Genomic DNA, 20,274 nt, shown 5'->3' with positions numbered 1-20,274 from the left:
CGGCGGCCGAGGGCAAGGCCGACGCGCACCGTCGCCGCCTGCCCCAGGCCGAGCGGCACCATGAACGTGAGCGCCGCGACCTGCAGCGCGACGGCATGCGCAGCCACAGCCGGAGCGCCGATCCAGCCCATGAAGTAAGCGGCCAGCGCGAACACGCCCATCTCCAGCGCCATGGTGATCCCGATGGGCCAACCGAGGCGGACCATCGCCCTGGTGCGCTGCGCATCGAACCTCCAGAAATTGCCGAAAAGGTGGAAGCGACGGAAGCGCCGCTCGCGAACGGTGATCAGGATGAGCGCGCCGCAAATGATCAGCCAGGTGAGCGTGCTGCCGACCCCGCCGCCCGGCAGCCCCAGCGCCGGCAGTCCCAGGCGGCCGAAAATCAGTGACCAGCTGAGCACCGCGTTGAGCGCGATCCCGGCAAGGCTGAGCCACAGCACCACGCGCGGCCGCTCGAGCGCGGAGACGAAATTGCGCAGCAGCTGGAACAGCAGCCACGGCGCGGTGCACCACATGTAGGTGCGCATGAAGCTCTGGCCCTGGGCGGCGAGTTCCGCCGACTCTCCAAAGGCCTGCATCAGCCAGCCGATGTGCCACAGCACCAGCCAGTAGGGCGGAAGGAAGACGACCAGCAGCCACAGACCGGCGCGGAACGTCCGCCGGACGTCGCGGACCGCGTTGGAACGCTGCCCCAGCGCCGTCGCCATCATCGGCGACGAAGCGGTCAGGAGGCCGAGCATGAACAGGTTGAAAGTGAAGGTCAGGTTGAGCGCGAGCGTCGCCGCGGCGAGCTGGGTTGGACCGAGCCGCCCCATCAGCAGCACGTCGGTCGCCTGGATCGCCTGCTGGGTCACGTTGGCGAGGATCAGGGGCCAGGCGAGCGCCATCGTCGCGCGCAGCTCGGTGAACCACGGGCTGTTCCGGTCCGCCTGTGAAATCCTTGCCCCGCGGTTCATCGTTAGTCATTGCGAGGAGCAGAGCGACGAAGCAATCGCAATGCTCTGCCCCGATGAGTTCTGGGTGGCGACCGGAGTCGCAATGGCGGGCGTTCTACGCTAGCAACCCGCGCAAATCTTCGAGGGACCCCAATGAAGTTCGTGCACGCAATCTGGAAGCTGCTGGTCGGGATCAAGGACGCGCTGGTCCTGATCCTGATGCTGCTGTTCTTCGCCGGGCTGTACAGCGTGCTGTCGGCGCGGCCGGCGCCGATCCACGCCGGCGTGCTCGACCTCAACCTCAACGGCAGCGTGGTCGAGCAGCCCTCGCGGGCGAGCTGGTCGGACGTCGCCAGCGGCAATCGCCTCGGCGAATATCGCCTGCGCGACCTCGTCCAGGCGCTCGAAAAGGCGCGCACCGACGACCGCGTCAAGGCGGTCGCGCTCGACCTCGACGGCTTCACCGGTGGCGGGCAGACGACCATCGGCGACCTCGCCGAGGCAGTCCGTGCGCTTCGCGCGTCGGGCAAGCCGGTCGTCGCCTACGGCGTCGGCTACAGCGACGACAGTTATGCGCTCGCCTCGGCCGCGTCCGAAATCTGGCTCAACCCGCTTGGCGCGGTGCTGATCGCCGGGCCGGGCGGAAGCAATCTCTATTTCAAGGGCTTGCTCGACAAGCTCGGGGTGACGGCTAACGTCTATCGCGTCGGCACCTACAAGTCGGCTGTCGAGCCGTTCATCCGCAACGACATGTCGCCCGAAGCCAAGCAGAACTACATGGCGCTCGACCAGGCGACGCTCGAGAGTTGGCGAAACGAAATCGGGAAGTCGCGGCCGAAGGCGAATATCGACCTGTTCCTCAAGGACATGAACGGCGCCGTGGCGGCGGCCGGCGGCGACATGGCCAAGGCCGCGCTCGCCAATGGCTTCGTCGATCATATCGGGACCCGCCGACAGTTCGAGGACCGGCTGGCGCAGCTCGGCGGCAAGGACGGCAAGGCGGACGGAGAGAGCGGCAGCTTCGCGCGCATTGAGCTCGCCTCCTATGTCTCGGACGTCGTCGACCAGAAGCCCAAGGGCCCGATCGGGATCGTGACCATCGCCGGCATGATCGTCGACGGCAAAGCCGGCCCGGGCACCGCCGGCGGCGACACGATCGCGCAGGAGATCGAGGACGGGGTCAAGGACGGAATCAAGGCGCTGGTGGTGAGGGTCGACAGCCCCGGCGGTTCGGTCCTCGCGTCCGAGCGGATTCGGCAGGCGCTGCTCGAGGCCAAGGCGAAGAAGATCCCGGTCGTCGTGTCGATGGGCAGCGTCGCCGCGTCGGGCGGCTACTGGGTCTCGACACCGGCCAATTTCATCTATGCCGAGCCGTCGACGATCACCGGCTCGATCGGCGTGTTCGGAATCATCCCGAGCTTCGAGGGGACGCTGAAAAAGCTCGGAATCGGCGCCGATGGCGTCAAGACGACTCCGCTGTCTGGCGAGCCAGACCTGTTCAAGGGGCCGTCACCCGAGGCCGACCAGCTGATCCAGACCGGCGTCAACTCGATGTACGGCCGCTTCCTCGCGATCGTCGCCGAGGCGCGGCACAAGACCCCGCAACAGGTCGACGCGATCGCGCAGGGCCGCGTGTGGGACGGCGGCACCGCGCACCAGCTCGGCCTCGTCGACGGCTTCGGCGGAATCGACGAGGCGGTCGCCAAGGCGGCGCAACTCGCGAACCTGGGCGACGAGCGCTCCGTGCGCTACCTCGAGCCGCCGAAGAGCTTCAAGCAGGAGCTGCTCGAAGCGCTCGCGAGCGAGCAGAGCGACGACAGTGCGGTGCCCGAGGACGCCTTCGCATCGCTCGCCCGCGCGCCGCGGCAGCAGCTCGGCGCGATGATTGCCGAGGTCCGCTCGATCCTCACCGGCCCGAGCATCCAGGCGCGCTGCCTCGCCTGCCCGCCGGTCGCACCCGCGCGGCTCGACACCCGCGACCTCAGCCTGCTCGAGCTGATCAAGGGATGGCTGTCCTAGTCAGGCTTGCCGGGGCGCAGGACGCGGCGCCGATTGCGGCCATTTACCGGCCGTACGTCGCAGAGAGCAGGATCAGTTTCGAGGAAGCGCCGCCCGACGGCGCCGAGATGGCGTGGCGCGTGCGCGGCGAGAGGCCGGGATTCCATCCCTGGTTCGTGGCGGAGGAAGACGGCGCGCTGCTCGGCTTTGCCAGCAGCGCTCCTTTTCGGACTCGGCCCGCCTACCGCTGGACGGTGGAAACCGGCATTTATCTCGCCGCCGAGGCGCACGGGCGCGGCGTCGGAACGGCGCTGCTGACGCCGCTGATCGAGACGCTGAGCCGGCAGGGCTATGTCGCCGCGATTGCGGCAATCACGCTGCCCAACGAGGCCAGTATCCGCCTCCACGAGAAGCTCGGCTTCTTCCACACCGGGACGTACCGGCAGGTCGGCTACAAGTTGGGCGAGTGGCTCGACGTCGGGCTGTGGGAGAGGGAGCTGGCGCCGCGGACCAGCAGGCCGTCTGAGCCGGTGCCCTACTCGTCATCCCGGCCTTGAGCCGGCAGGCCCCGGATCAAGTCCGGAGTGACGAGTTGCACTCGTCAAATATGAATCGGCTTCCCGGTCACCGCCATCGCCGCTTCCTTGAGCGCCTCGCTGTGCGTCGGGTGGGCGTGGCAGGTGTAGGCGATGTCCTCGGATGTCGCGCCGAACTCCATCGCCAGCGCGGCTTCGGCGATCATCGTGCCCGCGACCGAGGCGATGATCCATACGCCGAGCACGCGGTCGCTCTTGGCGTCGGCGATGACCTTGACGAAGCCTTCGGGCTCCCGGTTCGTCTTGGCGCGGCTGTTGGCGAGCATGGGAAATTTCCCAACCTTGATCTCGCCGCCCTGCTTCGCTTCTTCCTCGGTGAGGCCGACGCCGGCGATCTCGGGCATGGTGTAGACCACGGACGGGATCACATCGTGGTTCACGATTCCGGTCTGTCCGGCGATGTTCTCCGCGACGGCGATGCCCTCGTCTTCGGCCTTGTGCGCCAGCATCGGGCCGGGAATCACGTCGCCGATCGCCCAGATACCCGGCACCTTGGTGCGGAATTCGTGGTCGGTCTCGATCTGGCCGCGCTGATTGGGCTGCACTCCACTCTTGTCGAGCCCAAGGCCTTCAGTGTTGGGACGCCGGCCGATGGAGACGAGCACGACGTCCGCCTCGAGCGTTTCCGCCGCGCCGCCATTGGCGGGCTCGACGGTGAGCGTGACGATATCGCCCTTGCGCTCGGCCTTGGTCACTTTGGTCGACAGGCGGAACTCAAAGCCTTGCTTCTTGAAGATCTTGTTGGCTTCCTTGCGGACGTCGCCGTCGAAGCCGGGCAGGATCTGGTCGAGGAACTCGACGACCGTGACCTCCGCCCCAAGCCGCCGCCACACCGACCCGAGCTCGAGCCCGATCACGCCGCCGCCGATGACGACCATGCGTTTTGGGACTTCCGCCAATTCCAGTGCGCCCGTGGAATCGACGATGCGCTCTTGGTCGACGGTAATGCCGGGCAGAGGCGTGACCGACGAGCCGGTCGCGATGACAATGTTCTTCGCGCTCACCTTGCGCCCGGCGACTTCGACGGTGTGCGGATCGACGAAGCTCGCGCGGCCTTTCAGCCATTCGATCTTGTTCTTCTTGAACAGGAATTCGATGCCCTGGGTGAGGCCCTTGACCGCATCGAGCCGCGTTGCGTGCATCTGCTCCAGGTCGAGCTCGACACTGACCGGCTTCACCCCCCACTTGGCGAGCGTGCCGTCATGCGCTTCCTCGAACAGCTCGGAAGCGTGGAGCAGCGCCTTGGACGGGATGCAGCCGACGTTGAGGCAGGTGCCGCCGAGTGTCTCGCCGCTCTCGGCGCAGGCGGTCTTGAGCCCGAGCTGCGCGGCGCGGATTGCGGCGACATAGCCGCCGGGGCCGCTGCCGATCACCAGGACGTCGAAATCGTAATTGTCAGCCATCATATTCCCCTTCGTCATCCCCGCGAAAGCGGGGACCCAGCAGAAAAGAAAACTGGGTTCCCGCTTTCGCGGGAATGACGATGTTGGTTAGAGATCGATCAAAAGCCGCGTCGGGTCCTCGATCGCTTCCTTGACGCGCACCAGGAAAGTCACCGCCTCGCGGCCGTCGACCAGCCGGTGATCGTAGGACAGAGCCAGGTACATCATCGGGCGGGCGACAATCTGGCCGTCCCTGACCACCGGCCGCTCCTCGATCCGGTGCATGCCGAGCACCGCCGACTGCGGCGGGTTGATGATCGGAGTCGACAGCAGCGACCCGAACACGCCGCCGTTGGATATGGTGAAGGTCCCGCCGGTCATCTCGTCGATGGTCAGCGTCCCTTCCTTCGCCTTCTTGCCATAGCCGGCGATGGTCTTCTCGATCTCCGCGAAGCTCATCGCCTCGGCGTTGCGGACGACGGGCACCACCAGGCCCTTAGGCGCTGAGACGGCGATCGAGACGTCGAAATAGTCGCGATAGACGATCTCGTCGCCTTCGAGGCTGGCGTTGACCGAGGGCACGTCCCGGGCCGCGAGCGCGCAGGCCTTCACGAAGAAGGCCATGAAGCCGAGGCGAATGCCGTGCTTCTTCTCGAACAGATCCTTGTAGCGGCTGCGCGCCTCGATCACCGCGCTCATGTCGACGTCGTTGAATGTCGTCAACATGGCGGCGGTGTTCTGCGCGTCCTTGAGGCGCTTGGCGATCGTCTGGCGAAGCCGCGACATCTTGACGCGTTCTTCTTTCCTGTCCCCCGGCGCAGGCCGGGGCCCAGGCTCGGAAGGCGGTGCTGCGCCCGATTGAGCGGAAGGCTGCGCCTCCTGGGCCCCGGCCTTCGCCGGGGTACTGGCTTTCTGCGCTTCCGCAGCGGCGATCACGTCGTCCTTGGTGAGCCGCCCGTCCTTCCCCGTGCCCCTGATCTTCGTCGGGTCGACGTGGTATTCGAGCACCGCGCGGCGTACCGCCGGCGATAGCGTCGTCACGTGATCTTCTTCGACTTCCGCGGCGGGCGCAGTCGAATCTGCCTTGAGCGCCGGCGTTTCGCCTGCGCCTGGCGGATTGGTCGCCGCCGCCGCCGCAGCCTGTTCCGTTGCGGGAGCCGCCGCCGCTGTCCCGCCTTCGTCGATGCGCGCGATCACCGCGCCGACGGCGACATTGTCGCCTTCCTTGACGACCTGCTCGGTCAGCACGCCGGCAACCGGCGAGGGCACTTCGACGCTGACCTTGTCGGTTTCGAGGCTGGCGATCGGCTCGTCCGCCTTGACCGCTTCGCCAGGCTTCTTGAGCCACTGCGCGAGCGTTCCCTCGGTGATCGATTCCCCGAGCGCGGGGACCTGGACGTCGGTGGCCATGTCTATCCTTTATTGCGCCGCAACCGCGGAGCTTGTCGCCCGGCTGCTATGGCCGAGCGCCGCCGCAATCAAGGCCGCCTGCTCCGCCGCATGCCGCTTGGCGAGTCCCGTCGCCGGCGAAGCGGCGGCATCGCGGCCGGCGAACTGCGAACGCATTCCGGCGAAGCCCGCCTCGGCGAGGCATTGCTCGAGCAACGGCTCGACGAAGAACCAGCCGCCGTTGTTGCGCGGCTCCTCCTGCGTCCACACCACCTCCTTGAGCTTGGGCATCGCTTTGAGGCGCTTCACCAGAGGCTCGGACGGGAACGGATAGAGTTGTTCGATGCGGACCACCTCGACGCCGAGGTCGCCCGCCTCGTCGCGGGCCTCGATCAGCTCGTAGCCGAGCTTGCCCGAGCACAGCACCAACCGCTGGGTCTCGCCTTCGGCCGGCGGATTGAGGTCGGACATGATCCGCTTGAAATGGCTCTCGCCGGTGAAGTCCTCGATGCTCGAGACCGCGTGCTTGTTTCGGAGCAGGGACTTCGGAGTCATCAGGATCAGCGGCTTGCGGAAACCGCGCCTCATCTGGCGCCGAAGGATGTGGAAATAATTGGCCGGCGTGGTGCAGTTGGCGACCTGGAGATTGTCCTCGGCGCAGAGCTGCAGATAGCGCTCGAGCCGAGCCGAGCTGTGCTCGGGACCCTGGCCTTCGTAACCGTGCGGGAGCAGCATGACGAGGCCGCTCGCGCGCAGCCATTTCGCTTCGCCGGCGGCGATGAACTGGTCGATGATGCTCTGCGCGCCATTCGCGAAATCGCCGAACTGCGCTTCCCACAGCACCAGGGTCTTCGGGTCGGCGAGCGAATAGCCATATTCGAAGCCGAGCACGCCGAACTCAGACAGCGGGCTGTCGCGCACCTCGAAGCGGCCGTCGCCGGAATCTGAGTCGACGTGGCAGAGCGGGATATATTTCTCGCCGCTCTGCTGGTCGACCCAGACCGCGTGGCGCTGGCTGAATGTGCCGCGGCCGCTGTCCTGGCCGGACAGGCGGACGCCATTGCCTTCGGCGATGAGGCTGCCGAACGCGAGCGCTTCGGCCGTCGCCCAGTCGAAGCCCTCGCCGGTTTCGAACATCTGCTTCTTGGCGTCGAGGATGCGCTGCAGCGTCTTGTGGATATGGACACCCTCGGGGACCGTGGTCAGGATCTTCCCGAGATACTCGAACTCCTCGTCGTTGATCGCCGTGTCGATGTTGCGCCGCCCGAGCACCGGTTCAGCGGGGCGCGCGAGCCCTGCCCAGCGACCTTCGAACCAGTCGGCCTTATTCGGGAGATACGAGGCGGCCGCCTCGAACTCCTCCTCGAGATGAGCGACGTAGTCGCTGGCCGTCCTGTCGATCCACGCCGGGTCGACCACGCCCTCGTCGACGAGCCTCTTGCCGTACGTTTCGCTGATCGGCGGGTGCTTCCTGATCTCCGCGTACATCTGGGGCTGGGTGAAGCTCGGCTCGTCGCCTTCGTTGTGGCCGAAGCGGCGGTAGCACCACATGTCGATGACGACATCGCGGTTGAAGCGCTGGCGGAACTCGGTCGCCATCTTGCAGCAGAAGGTGACCGCTTCGGGATCGTCGCCGTTGACGTGCAGGATCGGCGCCTGGACGCCTTTCGCCACGTCCGACGGATAAGGCGAGGATCGCCCGTACTGAGGGCTCGTCGTGAAGCCGATCTGGTTGTTGATGATGAAATGGATCGTGCCCCCGGTGCCGTAGCCGGGAAGTCCCGAGAAGCTCAGGCATTCCCACACGACGCCCTGGCCGGCGAAGGCTGCGTCGCCGTGGAGCAACATCGGCAGCACCTTGTCGCCGTGGGGGTCCCCCTTGATGTTCTGCACCGCACGCGTCTTGCCGAGCACGACGGGGTCGACTGCCTCGAGATGCGACGGATTGGGAAGCAGCGACAAGTGCACCTTGATCCCGTCGAACTCGCGGTCTGACGAGGTGCCGAGGTGATATTTCACGTCGCCCGAGCCGCCGACGTCGGCGGGGTTGGTCGCGCCGCCCGCGAACTCGTGGAACAGCGCTCGGTACGGCTTGCCCATGACGTTGGTGAGGATGTTCAGCCGGCCACGATGGGCCATTCCGATGTCGATCTCCTCAACCCCGCTCAGCCCGCCATATTTGATCACCGCCTCGAGCGCGGGGACCGCGCTCTCGCCCCCGTCGAGGCCGAAGCGCTTGGTGCCGACATATTTGCGCGCGAGGAATTTCTCCCACTGCTCGGCCTGGATCACCTTGGCGAGGATCGACTGCTTGCCCTCGGGCGTGAACTGCACGGTGTCCTCGGCGCTCTCGATCCGATCCTGGATGAAGCGCCGCTCCTCGACGTCCGAGATGTGCATATATTCGAAGCCGATGTGCCCGCAGTAGGTCTCCTGCAGCACCTCCAGCATCTCGCGTACGGTCGCGGTCTCGAACCCGAGCGTGCCGCCGATCCAGATCGGCCGGTCGAGGTCGGCGTTGGTGAAGCCGTGCCAGGCGGGCGTCAGGTCGGGCGGGATGTCCATCCGCGCGAGGCCGAGCGGGTCGAGCCGCGCCGCGAGATGGCCGCGCACGCGATAGGTGCGGATCAGCATCATCGCGCGAATGCTGTCGTCGGCTGCGCGGCGGACCTCGTCGACCGTGGCGCCGGCCTTGGCCGCGCGGTCGCCGGCGGCCTGCCTCACAGTCTCGATCATCGCCTGCGTCGGGTCGAGGCCGAGGTTGAGATCGTCGAGAATCTCGATCGGCCAGTTCGGCCGTTCCCAGCTCGGGCCGGGCTCGCGTTCGATGATTCCGACAGCGTCGTTCATGCTACTCCGCTCCCCGGCCAAGGCCGGGGTCCAGGGTCGGCGGAGCCGACTCCAAAAAGACCTGGGTAAAGATCATTCCAATCAAGATTCCGTTCCTCGATCAGCTTGGTCTTCCACGCTCGTTTCCATTCCTTCATCTGCAACTCGCGCAAACGGGCTTGCTGAATGTCGTCGAATGCTTCGAACCAGACCAGCAACTTGCAACGGTATTTGCGGGTGAACCCCGGGACGACGCCTTCGCGGTGCTCCCACGCACGCTTCGCAAGATCGCTGGTCACTCCAATGTAGATCGTTCCGTTCTTTCCGCTGGCCATGATGTAGACGTAGCCGGGTTTCTCCATCTCGCTTGTGCAGCCTTCGGCTCCTGGGCCCCGGCCTTCGCCGGGGAACGATTAAGCTGAAACCAGCAACTCCTTGAGCGTCCTGCCGAGCTCAGATGGGCTCGGGGAGACCGTGATTCCAGCTGCTTCCATCGCCGAGATCTTGCATTCGGCGTCGCCCTTGCCGCCCGAGACGATGGCGCCGGCGTGGCCCATCCTGCGACCCGGAGGCGCGGTGCGGCCGGCGATGAAGCCGACGACCGGCTTGCGGCGCCCCCGCTTCGCCTCGTCGGCGAGGAATTGCGCGGCGTCTTCCTCGGCGCTGCCGCCGATCTCGCCGATCATCACGATCGACTGGGTCTCGTCGTCGGCGAGGAACATTTCGAGGATGTCGATGAACTCGGTGCCCTTGACCGGGTCGCCGCCGATGCCGACCGCGGTCGACTGGCCGAGACCCTCGTTGGTGGTCTGGAACACCGCTTCGTAGGTGAGCGTGCCCGAGCGGCTGACGATGCCGACGCTGCCCTTCTTGAAAATGTTGGCGGGCATGATGCCGATCTTGCACTCCTCCGGGGTCAGCACGCCGGGGCAATTGGGACCGATCAGCCGCGATTTCGACCCGCAGAGCGCGCGCTTGACGCGCACCATGTCGAGCACCGGGATGCCTTCCGTAATGGTGACGATCAGCGGCACCTCGGCGTCGACCGCCTCGAGGATCGAATCCGCGGCGAACGGCGGCGGGACGTAGATGACGCTTGCAGTGGCGCCCGTCTTCGTGACCGCCTCGTGGACGGTGTCATAGACCGGCAGGCCGAGGTGCGTCGTGCCGCCCTTCCCCGGCGTCACGCCGCCAACCATCTGCGTGCCGTAATCGAGCGCCTGGCGCGTATGGAATGTGCCGGTCTCGCCGGTCATCCCCTGGGTGATGACCTTGGTGTTGCGGTCGACGAGGATGCTCATGCGACCGTCTCTTGTGCGAGGCTCTCGTCGATCTGCTTGCAGGCCTCGAGCAGCTCCTTCACCGCGTCGACGCTGGCGTCGAAATTCTCGCGCGCCTGGGCGTTCAGCTCGATCTCGATGACGCGCTCGACCCCGCCAGCCCCGAGCACGCACGGAACGCCGACGTAAAGATCGTTGACTCCATACTGACCCGTGAGGTGCGCCGCGCAGGGCAGCACGCGCTTCTTGTCCTTCAAAAAGCTCTCCGCCATCGCGATCGCGCTGGTCGCCGGGGCGTAGAAGGCGCTTCCGGTCTTCAAGAGCGCGACGATCTCGCCGCCGCCGCCGCGGGTGCGCTTGACGATCGCGTCCACCTTGTCCTGCGTCGTCCAGCCCATCTTGATGAGGTCCGGGATTGGGATGCCCGCGACGGTCGAATATTCGACCACCGGCACCATCGTGTCGCCATGGCCACCGAGCACGAAGGCGGTCACGTCCTCGACGCTCACGCCGAATTCCTCGGCGAGGAAGTGACGGAAGCGCGCGCTGTCGAGTACGCCGGCCATGCCGACGACCATGTTGTGCGGGAGCCCCGAGAATTCGCGCAGCGCCCACACCATCGCGTCCAATGGGTTGGTGATACAGATCACGAACGCGCCCGGCGCATGTTGCCTCAGCCCCTCGCCGACCGCCTTCATCACCTTCAGGTTGATGCCGAGCAGGTCGTCGCGGCTCATCCCGGGCTTTCGCGGCACGCCGGCGGTGACGATGCACACGTCGGCCCCCCCGATGTCGGCGTAATCGGACGTGCCCTTCAGCTTCGCGTCGAAGTCGTCGATCGGCCCCGCCTCGGCGATGTCGAGCGCTTTGCCCTCGGGCACGCCTTCGACGATGTCGAACAGCACGATGTCGCCGAGCTCGCGCATCGCGGCGAGGTGGGCGAGGGTTCCGCCGATCATTCCGGCGCCGATCAAGGCGATCTTCTTCCGAGCCATTCGCGCTCCTGCTTCCTCTGCTGCTTTGGGCGGCGCCGAGGACCGGCACCCTAGCTGGCGGCGCTCTAAACCCGAGTGGCGGGTGGGGCAACCGGGCGCCTTGGCGGTAACCAAAGGCGTCAATCTTCGTTCATCCGGCGAGCGATACAATCGAGGACATGATGAAACTTGCATTTGTCATCGCGGGCGCTGCGGCGTTCGCCTTCGCGGGCCCGGCTCTTGCCAAGCCCGGCCATGGTCACGGCCACATCAAGGGTTACGGCTACGGTGTTGCCGGCTGCCCTCCGGGGCTGGCGAAGAAGGCCATCCCGTGCGTCCCCCCGGGCCAGGCCAAGAAGATGTACGGCGTCGGCCAGCGTCTGCCTGCCGGCATGTACAGCCCCTACGCCTATAACCGCATCCCCAACGATCTGCGCACGCGATACCGGCTGGAGCCCTACGGCAGCTATTATTATGGCGATGGCTATCTGTACCGCGTCGACCCGCGCACGATGCTTGTGCAGCAGGTGGTGAGCGCGCTGCTCCGCCGCTAGTTGCAGCCTCCGGCCAGCGCCGCCACAACCTCGGCATGGTCGTGGACACGAGCCCTCCGGCGAACTGGCGTTATGCCAAGGGGCTCGGCCGCGCTTTCGCGGGCGCGGTCATCTTTGGGCTGCCCATCCTGATGACGATGGAGATGTGGCAGCTCGGCTTCTACCTCGACAGGACCAAGCTGCTCCAGTTCGCTCTGGTCAATTTCCTGGTGCTCGGCGGCCTTTCGCGCCTGTCCGGCTTCGAACCGACGGTGAGCTGGTGGCAGGACCTGATGGACGCGCTGTCCGCGTACGGGATCGCAACCCTCGCCTCGCTGACGGTGCTGGCGATGTTCGCCGTCATCGACCTGTCGATGCCCACGAGCGAGATCGTCGGCAAGGTGGCGATCCAATCGGTGCCGGCGAGCTTCGGCGCCATGCTCGGCGCCAAGCAGCTCGGCAGCAGGGACGAAGTCGGCAGCGACGAGGAGCGCCAGCGGGCGACCTACGCCGGCCAGCTGTTCCTGATGATGGCGGGCGCATTGTTCCTCGGCTTCAGCGTCGCCCCGACCGAAGAGATGATCCTGATCGCCTTCCGGATGAGCCCGCTGCACAGCATCCTGCTCGTCGCGGTATCCATCCTGCTGCTTCACGGTTTCGTCTACGCGGTCGGCTTCAAGGGGGAAGAGGAGCCACCCGGCCCGACCGGCTTCTTCAGCCTGTTCTTCCGCTTCAGCATCGTCGGCTACGCGATCGCCGTAATCGTCGGCCTCTACCTGCTGTGGACCTTCGGGCGCATCGAGGGCACGGGCATCGCCCAGGCCGCAAGCATGGTCGCAGTGCTCGCTTTCCCCGGCGCTGTCGGGGCGGCGATCGCCCGGCTGATCATCTGAGGACCGAAATTGGGAAAGAAGAAGAGCAGCAAGGACAAGCCGCCGCCCGGCCCGGCGCTGCTGGAGTGGATCGCTGCGGGCGTCGGCGGAGTCGTCGCGCTCGCGATGTTCGGCCTGCTCGCCGCGGAAGCGTTCAGCCCGGCCGAGTACAAGGCACCGATTCTGCGCGTCGAGCCGCTGGCAATCCTTCCGGAGGGCAATTCTTTCATCGCCGAGATCAACGTGCGCAATCTATCCGCGCAGGCCGCCGCCAGCGTCGAAATCGAGGGAAGCATCGCCGGTCGGCCCGAAACCAGCCATGTCACGCTCGCTTACGTGCCCGGCGGCTCCGAACGGCGCGCGGCGCTCGTCTTCGCGCATGACCCGCGCCGCGGCGGCCTGTCCCTGCGCGTCACCGGGTTCGAACATCCCTGAGCCCAAGGCTTCCATTTACGCCGCCGCCCATGCTAGCGGCTCGGCCCAAGCAAGGAGTCTCCGCTTGGCCGAGTTCACGCTTCCGAAGAACAGCAAGATCACCAAGGGCCGCGAATGGCAGGCCGAGGACGGCAAACGCCTCCGGACCTTCAAAGTCTACCGCTACGATCCGGACACGGCGGCCAATCCGCGGTTCGACCGCTACACGATCGACCTCGACAAATGCGGGCCGATGGTCCTCGACGCGCTCATCAAGATCAAGAACGAGATCGACCCGACCCTGACCTTCCGCCGTTCGTGCCGCGAAGGCATCTGTGGGTCGTGCGCGATGAACATGGAAGGCACCAACGGCCTCGCATGCACGACTCCGATTGAGGAACTGAAAGGCGATGTGCAGATCACGCCGCTGCCGCACATGGAGGTGGTCAAGGACCTGGTCCCCGACCTGACCCACGTCTACGCCCAATATGCGATGATTCAGCCGTGGCTGAAGACATCGAGCCCGGCGCCGTCGCGCGAGCGACTGCAGTCGCCCGAAGACCGCGAAAAGCTCGACGGCCTGTACGAGTGCATCCTGTGCTTCTGCTGCACGACGAGCTGCCCGAGCTACTGGTGGAACTCCGACCGCTATCTCGGCCCCGCGGTGCTGCTGCAGGCCTATCGCTGGATCGCCGACAGCCGCGACGAGGCGACGGGCGAGCGCCTGAACCAGCTCGAAGACCCGTTCCGCCTCTACCGCTGCCACACGATCATGAACTGCACCAACGTCTGTCCCAAGGGCCTCAACCCCGCGAAGGCCATCGCCGAGGAAAAGAAGCTGATCGCCGAACGCGCCGCTTAGCGCGGGTAAGAGTTGATCAAGATCAAGCGCGCATCTAGGCCGCCCCGATGGACGATCGGAGCGAAGCGCCGGATCTGATGGAGGACGTGGGCGTCCCCGCGGGCGCGACTCCCGATGCGGACAATCCGGGATGGTACAGCTGGGGCGATTTCCCCCGAGGAAGCTTTGCCGCGGCCACCGGGCGGCTGCTGTTCAAGCCTGACGGGCCGGCCCGCGCGATCTGCCGCATGTTCCCGACCGAGGCGCACATGAACATGGGCGGATCCCTGCACGGCGGCTCGGTGATGAGCTTCATCGACATGGCGATGTTCGCCGGCGGGCTGTGCGCCGGCATGGAGCGCGGCCATTACGTGACGCTCGACCTCACCACGCATTTCATCGCTCGAGGCAAGCCCGGATCGCCGCTCGACGCGCATGTCGAGCTGGTGAAGCAGACCCGCGGCCACGCCTTCCTGCAAGGCGTCGTCAAGCAGAACGACCATCCCTGCTACAGCTTCAGCGGCACGCTGAAGCGCATCCGCGAGCGCAACCCGCCGGCATGACGGGCGCGGTGCGCGCGGCCTATGACGAGCTGATCGCCGCGCATGAGCTGAAGAGCGATGCGGCGCAGGATCGCGCTGTTGCCGCGCTCGACCGGCTCGCCGCCGCGATGGCGAATGGCGGCAGCATGTTGTCGCGCCTTTTCGGCTCGGGGAAAGAAGGGCTGGCCGGTGTCTACCTGTGGGGCGGAGTCGGGCGCGGCAAGTCGATGCTGATGGATCTGGCCTTTGCCCATATCGACGTCGAGCCCAAGCGCCGCGTCCACTTCCACGAATTCATGCTCGAGACCCACGACCACCTTCGGAGAATCCGCGAGCGTCACGAGGGCGACCCGATCGAGCCGGTGGCCGAGGAAATTGCCGACGAAGCAAAGCTCCTTTGCTTCGACGAAATGCAGGTGACCAACCCGGCCGACGCGATGATCCTGTCGCGCCTGTTTGGCAAATTGCTCGAGGCGGGCGTGAAGGTGGTCACCACGTCGAACCGCCCGCCGCGCGACCTCTACAAGAACGGGCTAAACCGCGAGCTGTTCGTCCCGTTCATCGATCTGATCGAACGGCGCATGCTGGTGGTCGAGGTCAATGGCCCGACCGACTACCGCCTCGAACGCCTCAGCGGCGTCGAGGTGTGGCACGTGCCGAACGGGCCCGAAGCCACCGCCGCGCTCAGCCGCGCCTTCTTCCAGCTCACCGACTATCCCGTCGAGGATCGCGCCAAGGTGCCGGCGGAGGATATCGACCTCGGCGGCGGGCGGAGGCTTCACGTCCCCAAGAGCCTAAAGGGGGTCGCGGTCTTCTCGTTCAGGCGGCTGTGCGGCGAACCGCGCGGCGCCGCCGATTATCTCGCCATCGCTCGGCGCTATCATGCCGTAATCGTGGTCGGCATCCCCGTCATGGGACCCGACATGCGCAACGAAGCGGCGCGCTTCGTGACGCTGATCGACGCGCTGTACGAGCACAAGGTCAAGCTGCTCGCCGCCGCCGACGCCGAGCCGGCGGGACTCTATCCGTCCGGCAACGGCAGCTTCGAGTTCCAGCGCACCGTCAGCCGGCTCGAGGAAATGCGCAGCGCCGAATATCTGGCGGAGGGGCACGGAACCGCTGCTTGACGCATGACTACGGCTGATTAGCCTGTGCGGCTCACTTCCCGGAGTCCGGCAATGCGCAAATCCCTGGCAATTCTGCTCGCCTTCGTTTCGACCGCGGCGCTCGCGCAGCCCGAGGCACCGATCACCTCGCCGCCACCATCGACATTGGCCAATGCTCCGCAGCTGCCTGCCAGATGGGAGCAGACGACGCGCGAAATTTACGAGACCGCGGTCGAATCGGCGACCGTAGCCGGCCGCCACAACGTCCCGAAGCTCGCCAACTATCTCGCGTCGAAGCTGAAGGCGGCCGGCTGGGCCGCGAGCGACGTTCACGTGCTGCCTTATGCATCGCAAAACGATCCGCAGACGGCGGCGCTGATCGCGCGCTGGCCCTCGGCGCATCCGGCGAAGAAGCCGATCCTGATCCTCGCGCACATGGACGTTGTCGAGGCGCTGCCAGGCGACTGGACCACCGACCCGTTCAAGCTGGTCGAGAAGGACGGCTATTTCTACGGCCGCGGCAGCGGCGACGACAAAGGCGGGCTCGTGCCCTCGATGGTCGCGCTGATGAAGCTCAGGGCCGAGGGGTTCAAACCGGACCGAGACATCGTCATCCTGTTCACCGGCGACGAGGAGACGCAGGGCAAGGGCGCCGAACTGGGCGCGACCGAATGGCGCAAGTGGACCGACGCGGAGTTCGCGCTCAACGCCGACGCCGGCGGGGGCGCGTTCAAGCGCGACGGAACGCCGATGGGGTTCGGCCTGCAAACCTCGGAAAAGACGTACCAGGACTATGTCTTCCGGGTACGCAATCCCGGCGGACACAGCTCACGGCCGCGGCCCGACAACGCGATTTACCAGCTCGCTGACGCGCTCAAGAAGCTGCAAAACCATCGCTTCACGCCGATGCTCAACGAAACCACGCGAGAATATTTTGCCGCTCGCGCGAAACAGGAAGGCGGCAGCCCGCTCGGCCAGGCGATGCGCGCCTGGCTGGCCGATCCGAACAACGGCGCGGCCGCGGATGCGATCGAAGCCAACCCGCTCGAGGTCGGCCTGACCCGCACCCGCTGCGTCGCGACCATGCTGAAAGGCGGGCACGCCCCGAATGCGCTGCCGCAGCTTGCCGAGGCGAACGTCAATTGCCGGATCATGCCGGGCGTAGAACCCAAGGTGGTCGAGGCGGAGCTGAAGGCGGTCGTCGGCCTCGGGGTCGATGTCGCGCCGGCGGCCGATGCCGGCCGCCCGACGCCGGTGTCACCGCTGCGGCCCGACGTCGTGAAGGCCTATACGGACGCGGTCCATGCGCGCTTCCCCGATCAGCCGATCATCCCCTCGATGTCGGCCGGGGCGACCGACGGTCTCGAGTTCCGCGCGCGCGGCATTCCCGTCTACGGCGTCGATGGGCAGTGGGGCATCTCGCCCGACGACGAGCGCGCCCACGGCAAGGACGAGCGGATCCCGGTCCAGTCGCTATGGGACAATGTCAGGCACTGGGAGAGGATGATCCGCGATCTCGCCTCCGGCGGCGGCGCTACGCCGCCGCCGATTCCCGTGCAGCCGTCAATACCTCCCGAGCGTGGTTAGGCACCTTCACTTTGCGCCAGACGCGTAGCACTCGCCCGTCGGCTCCAATCAGGTAGGTCGCGCGCTCCATCCCCATATATTTGCGGCCGTACATCGACTTTTCGACCCAGGTACCGAAGGCGTCGGAGATGCGGCCGTCCTCATCGGACGCGAGCGGGACGGCGAGGTCGTATTTGGCGATGAACTTGTCGTGCTTCTTCATCGGGTCGCGCGACACGCCGATCACTTTGACGCCGGCTTTTTTGAACTCGCCGGCAAGCGTCGTGAAATCCTGCGCCTCGCGGGTGCAGCCGGACGTGTCGTCCTTGGGGTAGAAATAGAGCACGAGCGACTCGCCGGGTGAGGCCAGGTTGGTGCTGCTGCCGTCGCTTGCGCTGACGGTGATTGCCGGTGCCATATCGCCTTCGTCGATCATCGCGACCCCTCTTTGATGCTGGTCCAAAGCTCGACGATGCTCTGCCGCGCGGCGTCCTGCTCGGCAAGGAGTTCGTCCCAGTTCGCCGCGCCGCAGCTTTCGGCGACGAGCTGCCATGTATCGGGCGTCGGCTTGACGTCCGCGGGTGCGACGAGCCGCATCATGACCAGCATTCGCGACAACAACTTTAGCCCATCGACAACATTTGCCTTCACCAAGGACTCGGCGGCGAGGGCCTCGAGCGCAACTTCAAGGCGCGTATCGAGCCCCACACCCGTCGTCAGCTGCAGCACGTGAGTCGCGAACTCGAGGTCGACCAGCCCGCCCGTGCCAAGCTTGACGTCGATCGCGCTTCTGGGCGGCTTGTGCCGCTCGATGTCGGCGCGCATCTTTGCCGCGTCCGCGACGACCTTCTCCCGTTCGCGCGGCATCCGCAGGATGCTCGCGATCATCGCCGCGACTTCCTGCCGCACCCCGGGCGAACCGAACACCGGCCGCGCGCGGCACAGCGCCATATGCTCCCAGGTCCATGCTTCTCGCCGCTGGTATTGTTCGAACGCGTCGAGCGACACCACGAGCATGCCCTTTGCGCCCCCCGGCCGAAGCCGCGTGTCGACGTCGTACAGCGGACCGGACGCGGTTGGTACGCTCATCGCCGCTGTCACGCGGCTCGCCAGGCGGTTGAAATAGTCGTTCGGCCCGAGCGGCTTCGGTCCGTCCGACGCGCCGCTGTGCTTCACATCATGCAGATAGATGAGGTCGAGGTCGGAAGCGTGGGTTAGCGAGTGTCCGCCGAGGCGCCCGAGGCCGAGGATGACGAGTTCGCTGCCGGGAAACTTGCCGTGAGCCGCGGAGAATTCCGCTTCGGCCGCGTCGCCGAGCGCAATCAGCGCACCTTCAGCGACGCGCGCGTAACCCTCCGTCACCTCGAGCGGATCGCGCCTTCGGTCGATCAGCTGCGCGCCGAGCGCGAATCGGCGCTCGTTGACCAGGCGCCGCGCGCGATCGATCGCAACATCGTAAGGATGCCCGTGCATGGCATCGGCAAGGAGCGCCGCGAATTCCCCGGCGGGCGGCGGCATTGCGAAGCTCGATGCGTCGAACAGCCCTTCGAATAGCTCGGGGCGGCGGCCGAGCTGGTCGGCGAGCGCGGGCGCATGGGCCAGGACCTTCGCGAGCAGCTGCGCAAGCGGCGGCCGCGCTTCGAGCAGGCGGAAGAAATTCACGCCGCTCGACAAGCGCTCGACGATGTCGCTCAGGCGGTTGAGCGCATGATCGGGCTGCCCGCCTGCGGCGATTGCCGGGAGAAGCGCCGGAAGCATCGCTTCGAACGCTCCTCGAGCTGCGGGAGAGCGCAGCGAGCGCGCTTTCCCCGACCGCCAGTGGCCGACATGCCGCGCCGCCGCCTCGCAATCGGCGAATCCGAGCCGCGCGAGCTCGGACTTGAGAATGGCGGGGTCGTTGGAAAGGACGCTTCGCTCGTCGGGCGACAGGCTGTCGAAGATTGCGCCGACCTGCTCGACGTGCGGCCGAAGTGCGCCGAGCAACGCGTCGCCGTCGGCAAGGCCGTGGAGCCGCGCGACATTGTCGAGCGCGGCCGGGCTCGCCGGAAGGAGATGGGTCTGCGCATCGTCGACCATCTGCACCCGATGCTCGACCGTCCGCAGAAGCCGGTAGGCGCCCGCAAGCTCGGCGGCCATGCTGTCGTCGACCCTTCCCGCGACGTTCAGTGCCTCGATCGCGTCGAGCGTTGCCGGGGGCCGCACGGACGGATCGCGCCCGCCGTGAATCATCTGCTGGATTTGGACGAAGAACTCGACCTCGCGGATTCCGCCCCGGCCGCGCTTAAGGTCGTAGCCGGGGCCGATCTCCGCTCCCTGCGCGAAATGGTCGCGGATCCGCGCGGAAATCTGCCGCACCTCCTCGATCACGCCGAAGTCGAGCGAGCGGCGCCACACGAACGGCTGGATCGAATCGAGGAAGCGCTCGCCGAGCGCCACGTCGCCGGCTGCGGCGCGGGCGCGGATGAACGCGGCGCGTTCCCACGGAAGCGCACTCGATTCGTAGTGCGAGATCGCGGCGTCGACCGGCAATGCGATCGGCGTGACCTCGGATGAGGGCCTAAGCCTGAGGTCGACGCGCTCCACGTAGCCGTCTTCGGTGCGCTTCTGCAGCAGCTCGATCAGGCGCCTGCCGATCCGCACTGCCGCTTCGCCGGGATCGTCGCGTGTCCGCCGCGGCAGGGTCGCAGGGTCGAACAGGAGCAAGAGGTCGACGTCCGACGAATAATTGAGCTCGCGGCTGCCGAGCTTGCCCATCGCGATCACGGCAAAGCCCCTCGGCTCGGAATCGGGCACCCGCTCGGCGATCGCTGCGGCGACCGCTTCGTCGATCGCGCGATCGGCAAAGTCGGAGAGCAGGGCCGTAACGCCCTCCAGCGACTGCTCTCCGGCAAGGTCGCCAAGCGCCGCCGCGAGCGCGACGCCGTGCCGCTGCTGCCGGAGCCGCCGGTCGACCGGGAGGTTGGGCGCGGCCGCGAGCGCGAGGTCGGCCGCGGCGCCGGAACCGTCCTCGATGAACG

General features: G+C 66.6%; 18 protein-coding genes. 9 read left to right on the top strand and 9 right to left on the bottom strand.

Going from position 1 to position 20,274, the window contains the following annotated elements; translation table 11 throughout:
* Positions 1–956, bottom strand: a 956-nt coding sequence (locus GH737_RS05490) for an MATE family efflux transporter (RefSeq protein ID WP_155263851.1), incomplete at its 3' end; no start/stop codon positions are given.
* A gap of 132 nt (positions 957–1,088) precedes the next feature.
* Here GH737_RS05490 and sppA point away from each other — a divergent pair.
* A complete protein-coding gene (sppA, locus tag GH737_RS05485; protein WP_155263850.1) occupies positions 1,089–2,954 on the top strand; it encodes a signal peptide peptidase SppA in 1,866 nt (621 codons plus the stop codon).
* On the top strand, positions 2,942–3,490 hold the full coding sequence (locus tag GH737_RS05480; RefSeq protein ID WP_155263849.1) for a GNAT family N-acetyltransferase: 549 nt from the start codon (positions 2,942–2,944) through the stop codon (positions 3,488–3,490). Before sppA ends, GH737_RS05480 begins: the two co-directional genes overlap by 13 nt.
* Positions 3,491–3,534: 44 nt before the next feature.
* Here the strand turns inward: GH737_RS05480 and lpdA are convergent, their stop codons facing one another.
* The 6 genes from lpdA to mdh all read right to left on the bottom strand — a co-directional run bounded on the left by lpdA (position 3,535) and on the right by mdh (position 11,404).
* Positions 3,535–4,932 carry a dihydrolipoyl dehydrogenase gene (gene lpdA, locus GH737_RS05475; protein WP_155263848.1) on the bottom strand — a complete coding sequence of 466 codons (1,398 nt, stop codon included), beginning with the start codon at positions 4,930–4,932 and terminating at the stop codon, positions 3,535–3,537.
* Between the two features lie 87 nt (positions 4,933–5,019).
* Positions 5,020–6,321 (bottom strand): 2-oxoglutarate dehydrogenase complex dihydrolipoyllysine-residue succinyltransferase, encoded by a 1,302-nt coding sequence (gene odhB / locus GH737_RS05470; protein WP_155263847.1) that lies wholly within the window; start codon positions 6,319–6,321, stop codon positions 5,020–5,022.
* Between the two features lie 9 nt (positions 6,322–6,330).
* Positions 6,331–9,150 (bottom strand): 2-oxoglutarate dehydrogenase E1 component, encoded by a 2,820-nt coding sequence (locus GH737_RS05465; RefSeq protein ID WP_155263846.1) that lies wholly within the window; start codon positions 9,148–9,150, stop codon positions 6,331–6,333.
* Positions 9,147–9,491 (bottom strand): GIY-YIG nuclease family protein, encoded by a 345-nt coding sequence (locus GH737_RS05460; protein ID WP_155263845.1) that lies wholly within the window; start codon positions 9,489–9,491, stop codon positions 9,147–9,149. The genes GH737_RS05465 and GH737_RS05460 overlap by 4 nt, the downstream gene beginning before the upstream one ends.
* A gap of 51 nt (positions 9,492–9,542) precedes the next feature.
* Positions 9,543–10,430, bottom strand: a complete 888-nt coding sequence (gene sucD / locus GH737_RS05455) for a succinate--CoA ligase subunit alpha (protein ID WP_155263844.1) — start codon at positions 10,428–10,430, stop codon at positions 9,543–9,545.
* Positions 10,427–11,404 (bottom strand): malate dehydrogenase, encoded by a 978-nt coding sequence (mdh, locus tag GH737_RS05450; RefSeq protein ID WP_155263843.1) that lies wholly within the window; start codon positions 11,402–11,404, stop codon positions 10,427–10,429. Before mdh ends, sucD begins: the two co-directional genes overlap by 4 nt.
* A gap of 161 nt (positions 11,405–11,565) precedes the next feature.
* Between mdh and GH737_RS05445 the strand changes: the two genes are divergently transcribed.
* The 7 genes from GH737_RS05445 (at position 11,566) to GH737_RS05415 (ending at position 17,278) form a co-directional block, all read left to right on the top strand.
* Positions 11,566–11,937, top strand: coding sequence for a hypothetical protein (locus GH737_RS05445; protein ID WP_155263842.1), 372 nt, complete (start codon positions 11,566–11,568; stop codon positions 11,935–11,937).
* A gap of 41 nt (positions 11,938–11,978) precedes the next feature.
* Positions 11,979–12,809, top strand: coding sequence for a TIGR02587 family membrane protein (locus tag GH737_RS05440; protein WP_230558642.1), 831 nt, complete (start codon positions 11,979–11,981; stop codon positions 12,807–12,809).
* A 9-nt stretch (positions 12,810–12,818) separates the two neighbouring features.
* The gene (locus GH737_RS05435) at positions 12,819–13,223 is read left to right on the top strand and encodes a hypothetical protein (RefSeq protein WP_155263840.1); all 405 of its coding nucleotides are present in this window, start codon (positions 12,819–12,821) and stop codon (positions 13,221–13,223) included.
* A 64-nt stretch (positions 13,224–13,287) separates the two neighbouring features.
* Complete coding sequence (locus GH737_RS05430; protein WP_155263839.1) at positions 13,288–14,064, top strand: succinate dehydrogenase iron-sulfur subunit; 777 nt, start codon at positions 13,288–13,290, stop codon at positions 14,062–14,064.
* 47 nt (positions 14,065–14,111) lie between these two features.
* Positions 14,112–14,606 (top strand): PaaI family thioesterase, encoded by a 495-nt coding sequence (locus GH737_RS05425; RefSeq protein ID WP_155263838.1) that lies wholly within the window; start codon positions 14,112–14,114, stop codon positions 14,604–14,606.
* Positions 14,603–15,712 carry a cell division protein ZapE gene (gene zapE, locus GH737_RS05420; protein WP_155263837.1) on the top strand — a complete coding sequence of 370 codons (1,110 nt, stop codon included), beginning with the start codon at positions 14,603–14,605 and terminating at the stop codon, positions 15,710–15,712. The genes GH737_RS05425 and zapE overlap by 4 nt, the downstream gene beginning before the upstream one ends.
* 51 nt (positions 15,713–15,763) lie before the next feature.
* Positions 15,764–17,278: a M20/M25/M40 family metallo-hydrolase gene (locus GH737_RS05415; RefSeq protein ID WP_155263836.1), complete on the top strand. Its 1,515-nt coding sequence runs from the start codon at positions 15,764–15,766 to the stop codon at positions 17,276–17,278.
* Here the strand turns inward: GH737_RS05415 and GH737_RS05410 are convergent.
* Both GH737_RS05410 and glnE read right to left on the bottom strand, forming a co-directional pair.
* The gene (locus GH737_RS05410; protein WP_155263835.1) at positions 17,226–17,693 is read right to left on the bottom strand and encodes a peroxiredoxin; all 468 of its coding nucleotides are present in this window, start codon (positions 17,691–17,693) and stop codon (positions 17,226–17,228) included. The two genes, GH737_RS05415 and GH737_RS05410, sit on opposite strands and share 53 nt — an antisense overlap.
* Positions 17,690–20,274, bottom strand: a 2,585-nt coding sequence (gene glnE / locus GH737_RS05405; protein ID WP_155263834.1) for a bifunctional [glutamate--ammonia ligase]-adenylyl-L-tyrosine phosphorylase/[glutamate--ammonia-ligase] adenylyltransferase, incomplete at its 5' end; no start/stop codon positions are given. The genes GH737_RS05410 and glnE, both read right to left, overlap by 4 nt.

The organism is Sphingomonas segetis (genome assembly GCF_009720245.1).
GTDB lineage: Bacteria > Pseudomonadota > Alphaproteobacteria > Sphingomonadales > Sphingomonadaceae > Sphingomicrobium > Sphingomicrobium segetis.
The sequence above is the reverse complement of the archived record's forward strand: the minus strand, read 5'-3'. Positions and strand labels throughout refer to the sequence as shown.

Coding starts and splice junctions, on each gene's coding strand:
- sppA (WP_155263850.1), top strand. CDS start 1,089: ATGAAGTTCGTGCACGCAATCTGGAAGCTGCTGGTCGGGATCAAGGAC.
- GH737_RS05480 (WP_155263849.1), top strand. CDS start 2,942: ATGGCTGTCCTAGTCAGGCTTGCCGGGGCGCAGGACGCGGCGCCGATT.
- lpdA (WP_155263848.1), bottom strand. CDS start 4,932: ATGGCTGACAATTACGATTTCGACGTCCTGGTGATCGGCAGCGGCCCC.
- odhB (WP_155263847.1), bottom strand. CDS start 6,321: ATGGCCACCGACGTCCAGGTCCCCGCGCTCGGGGAATCGATCACCGAG.
- GH737_RS05465 (WP_155263846.1), bottom strand. CDS start 9,150: ATGAACGACGCTGTCGGAATCATCGAACGCGAGCCCGGCCCGAGCTGG.
- GH737_RS05460 (WP_155263845.1), bottom strand. CDS start 9,491: ATGGAGAAACCCGGCTACGTCTACATCATGGCCAGCGGAAAGAACGGA.
- sucD (WP_155263844.1), bottom strand. CDS start 10,430: ATGAGCATCCTCGTCGACCGCAACACCAAGGTCATCACCCAGGGGATG.
- mdh (WP_155263843.1), bottom strand. CDS start 11,404: ATGGCTCGGAAGAAGATCGCCTTGATCGGCGCCGGAATGATCGGCGGA.
- GH737_RS05445 (WP_155263842.1), top strand. CDS start 11,566: ATGAAACTTGCATTTGTCATCGCGGGCGCTGCGGCGTTCGCCTTCGCG.
- GH737_RS05425 (WP_155263838.1), top strand. CDS start 14,112: ATGGACGATCGGAGCGAAGCGCCGGATCTGATGGAGGACGTGGGCGTC.
- zapE (WP_155263837.1), top strand. CDS start 14,603: ATGACGGGCGCGGTGCGCGCGGCCTATGACGAGCTGATCGCCGCGCAT.
- GH737_RS05415 (WP_155263836.1), top strand. CDS start 15,764: ATGCGCAAATCCCTGGCAATTCTGCTCGCCTTCGTTTCGACCGCGGCG.
- GH737_RS05410 (WP_155263835.1), bottom strand. CDS start 17,693: ATGATCGACGAAGGCGATATGGCACCGGCAATCACCGTCAGCGCAAGC.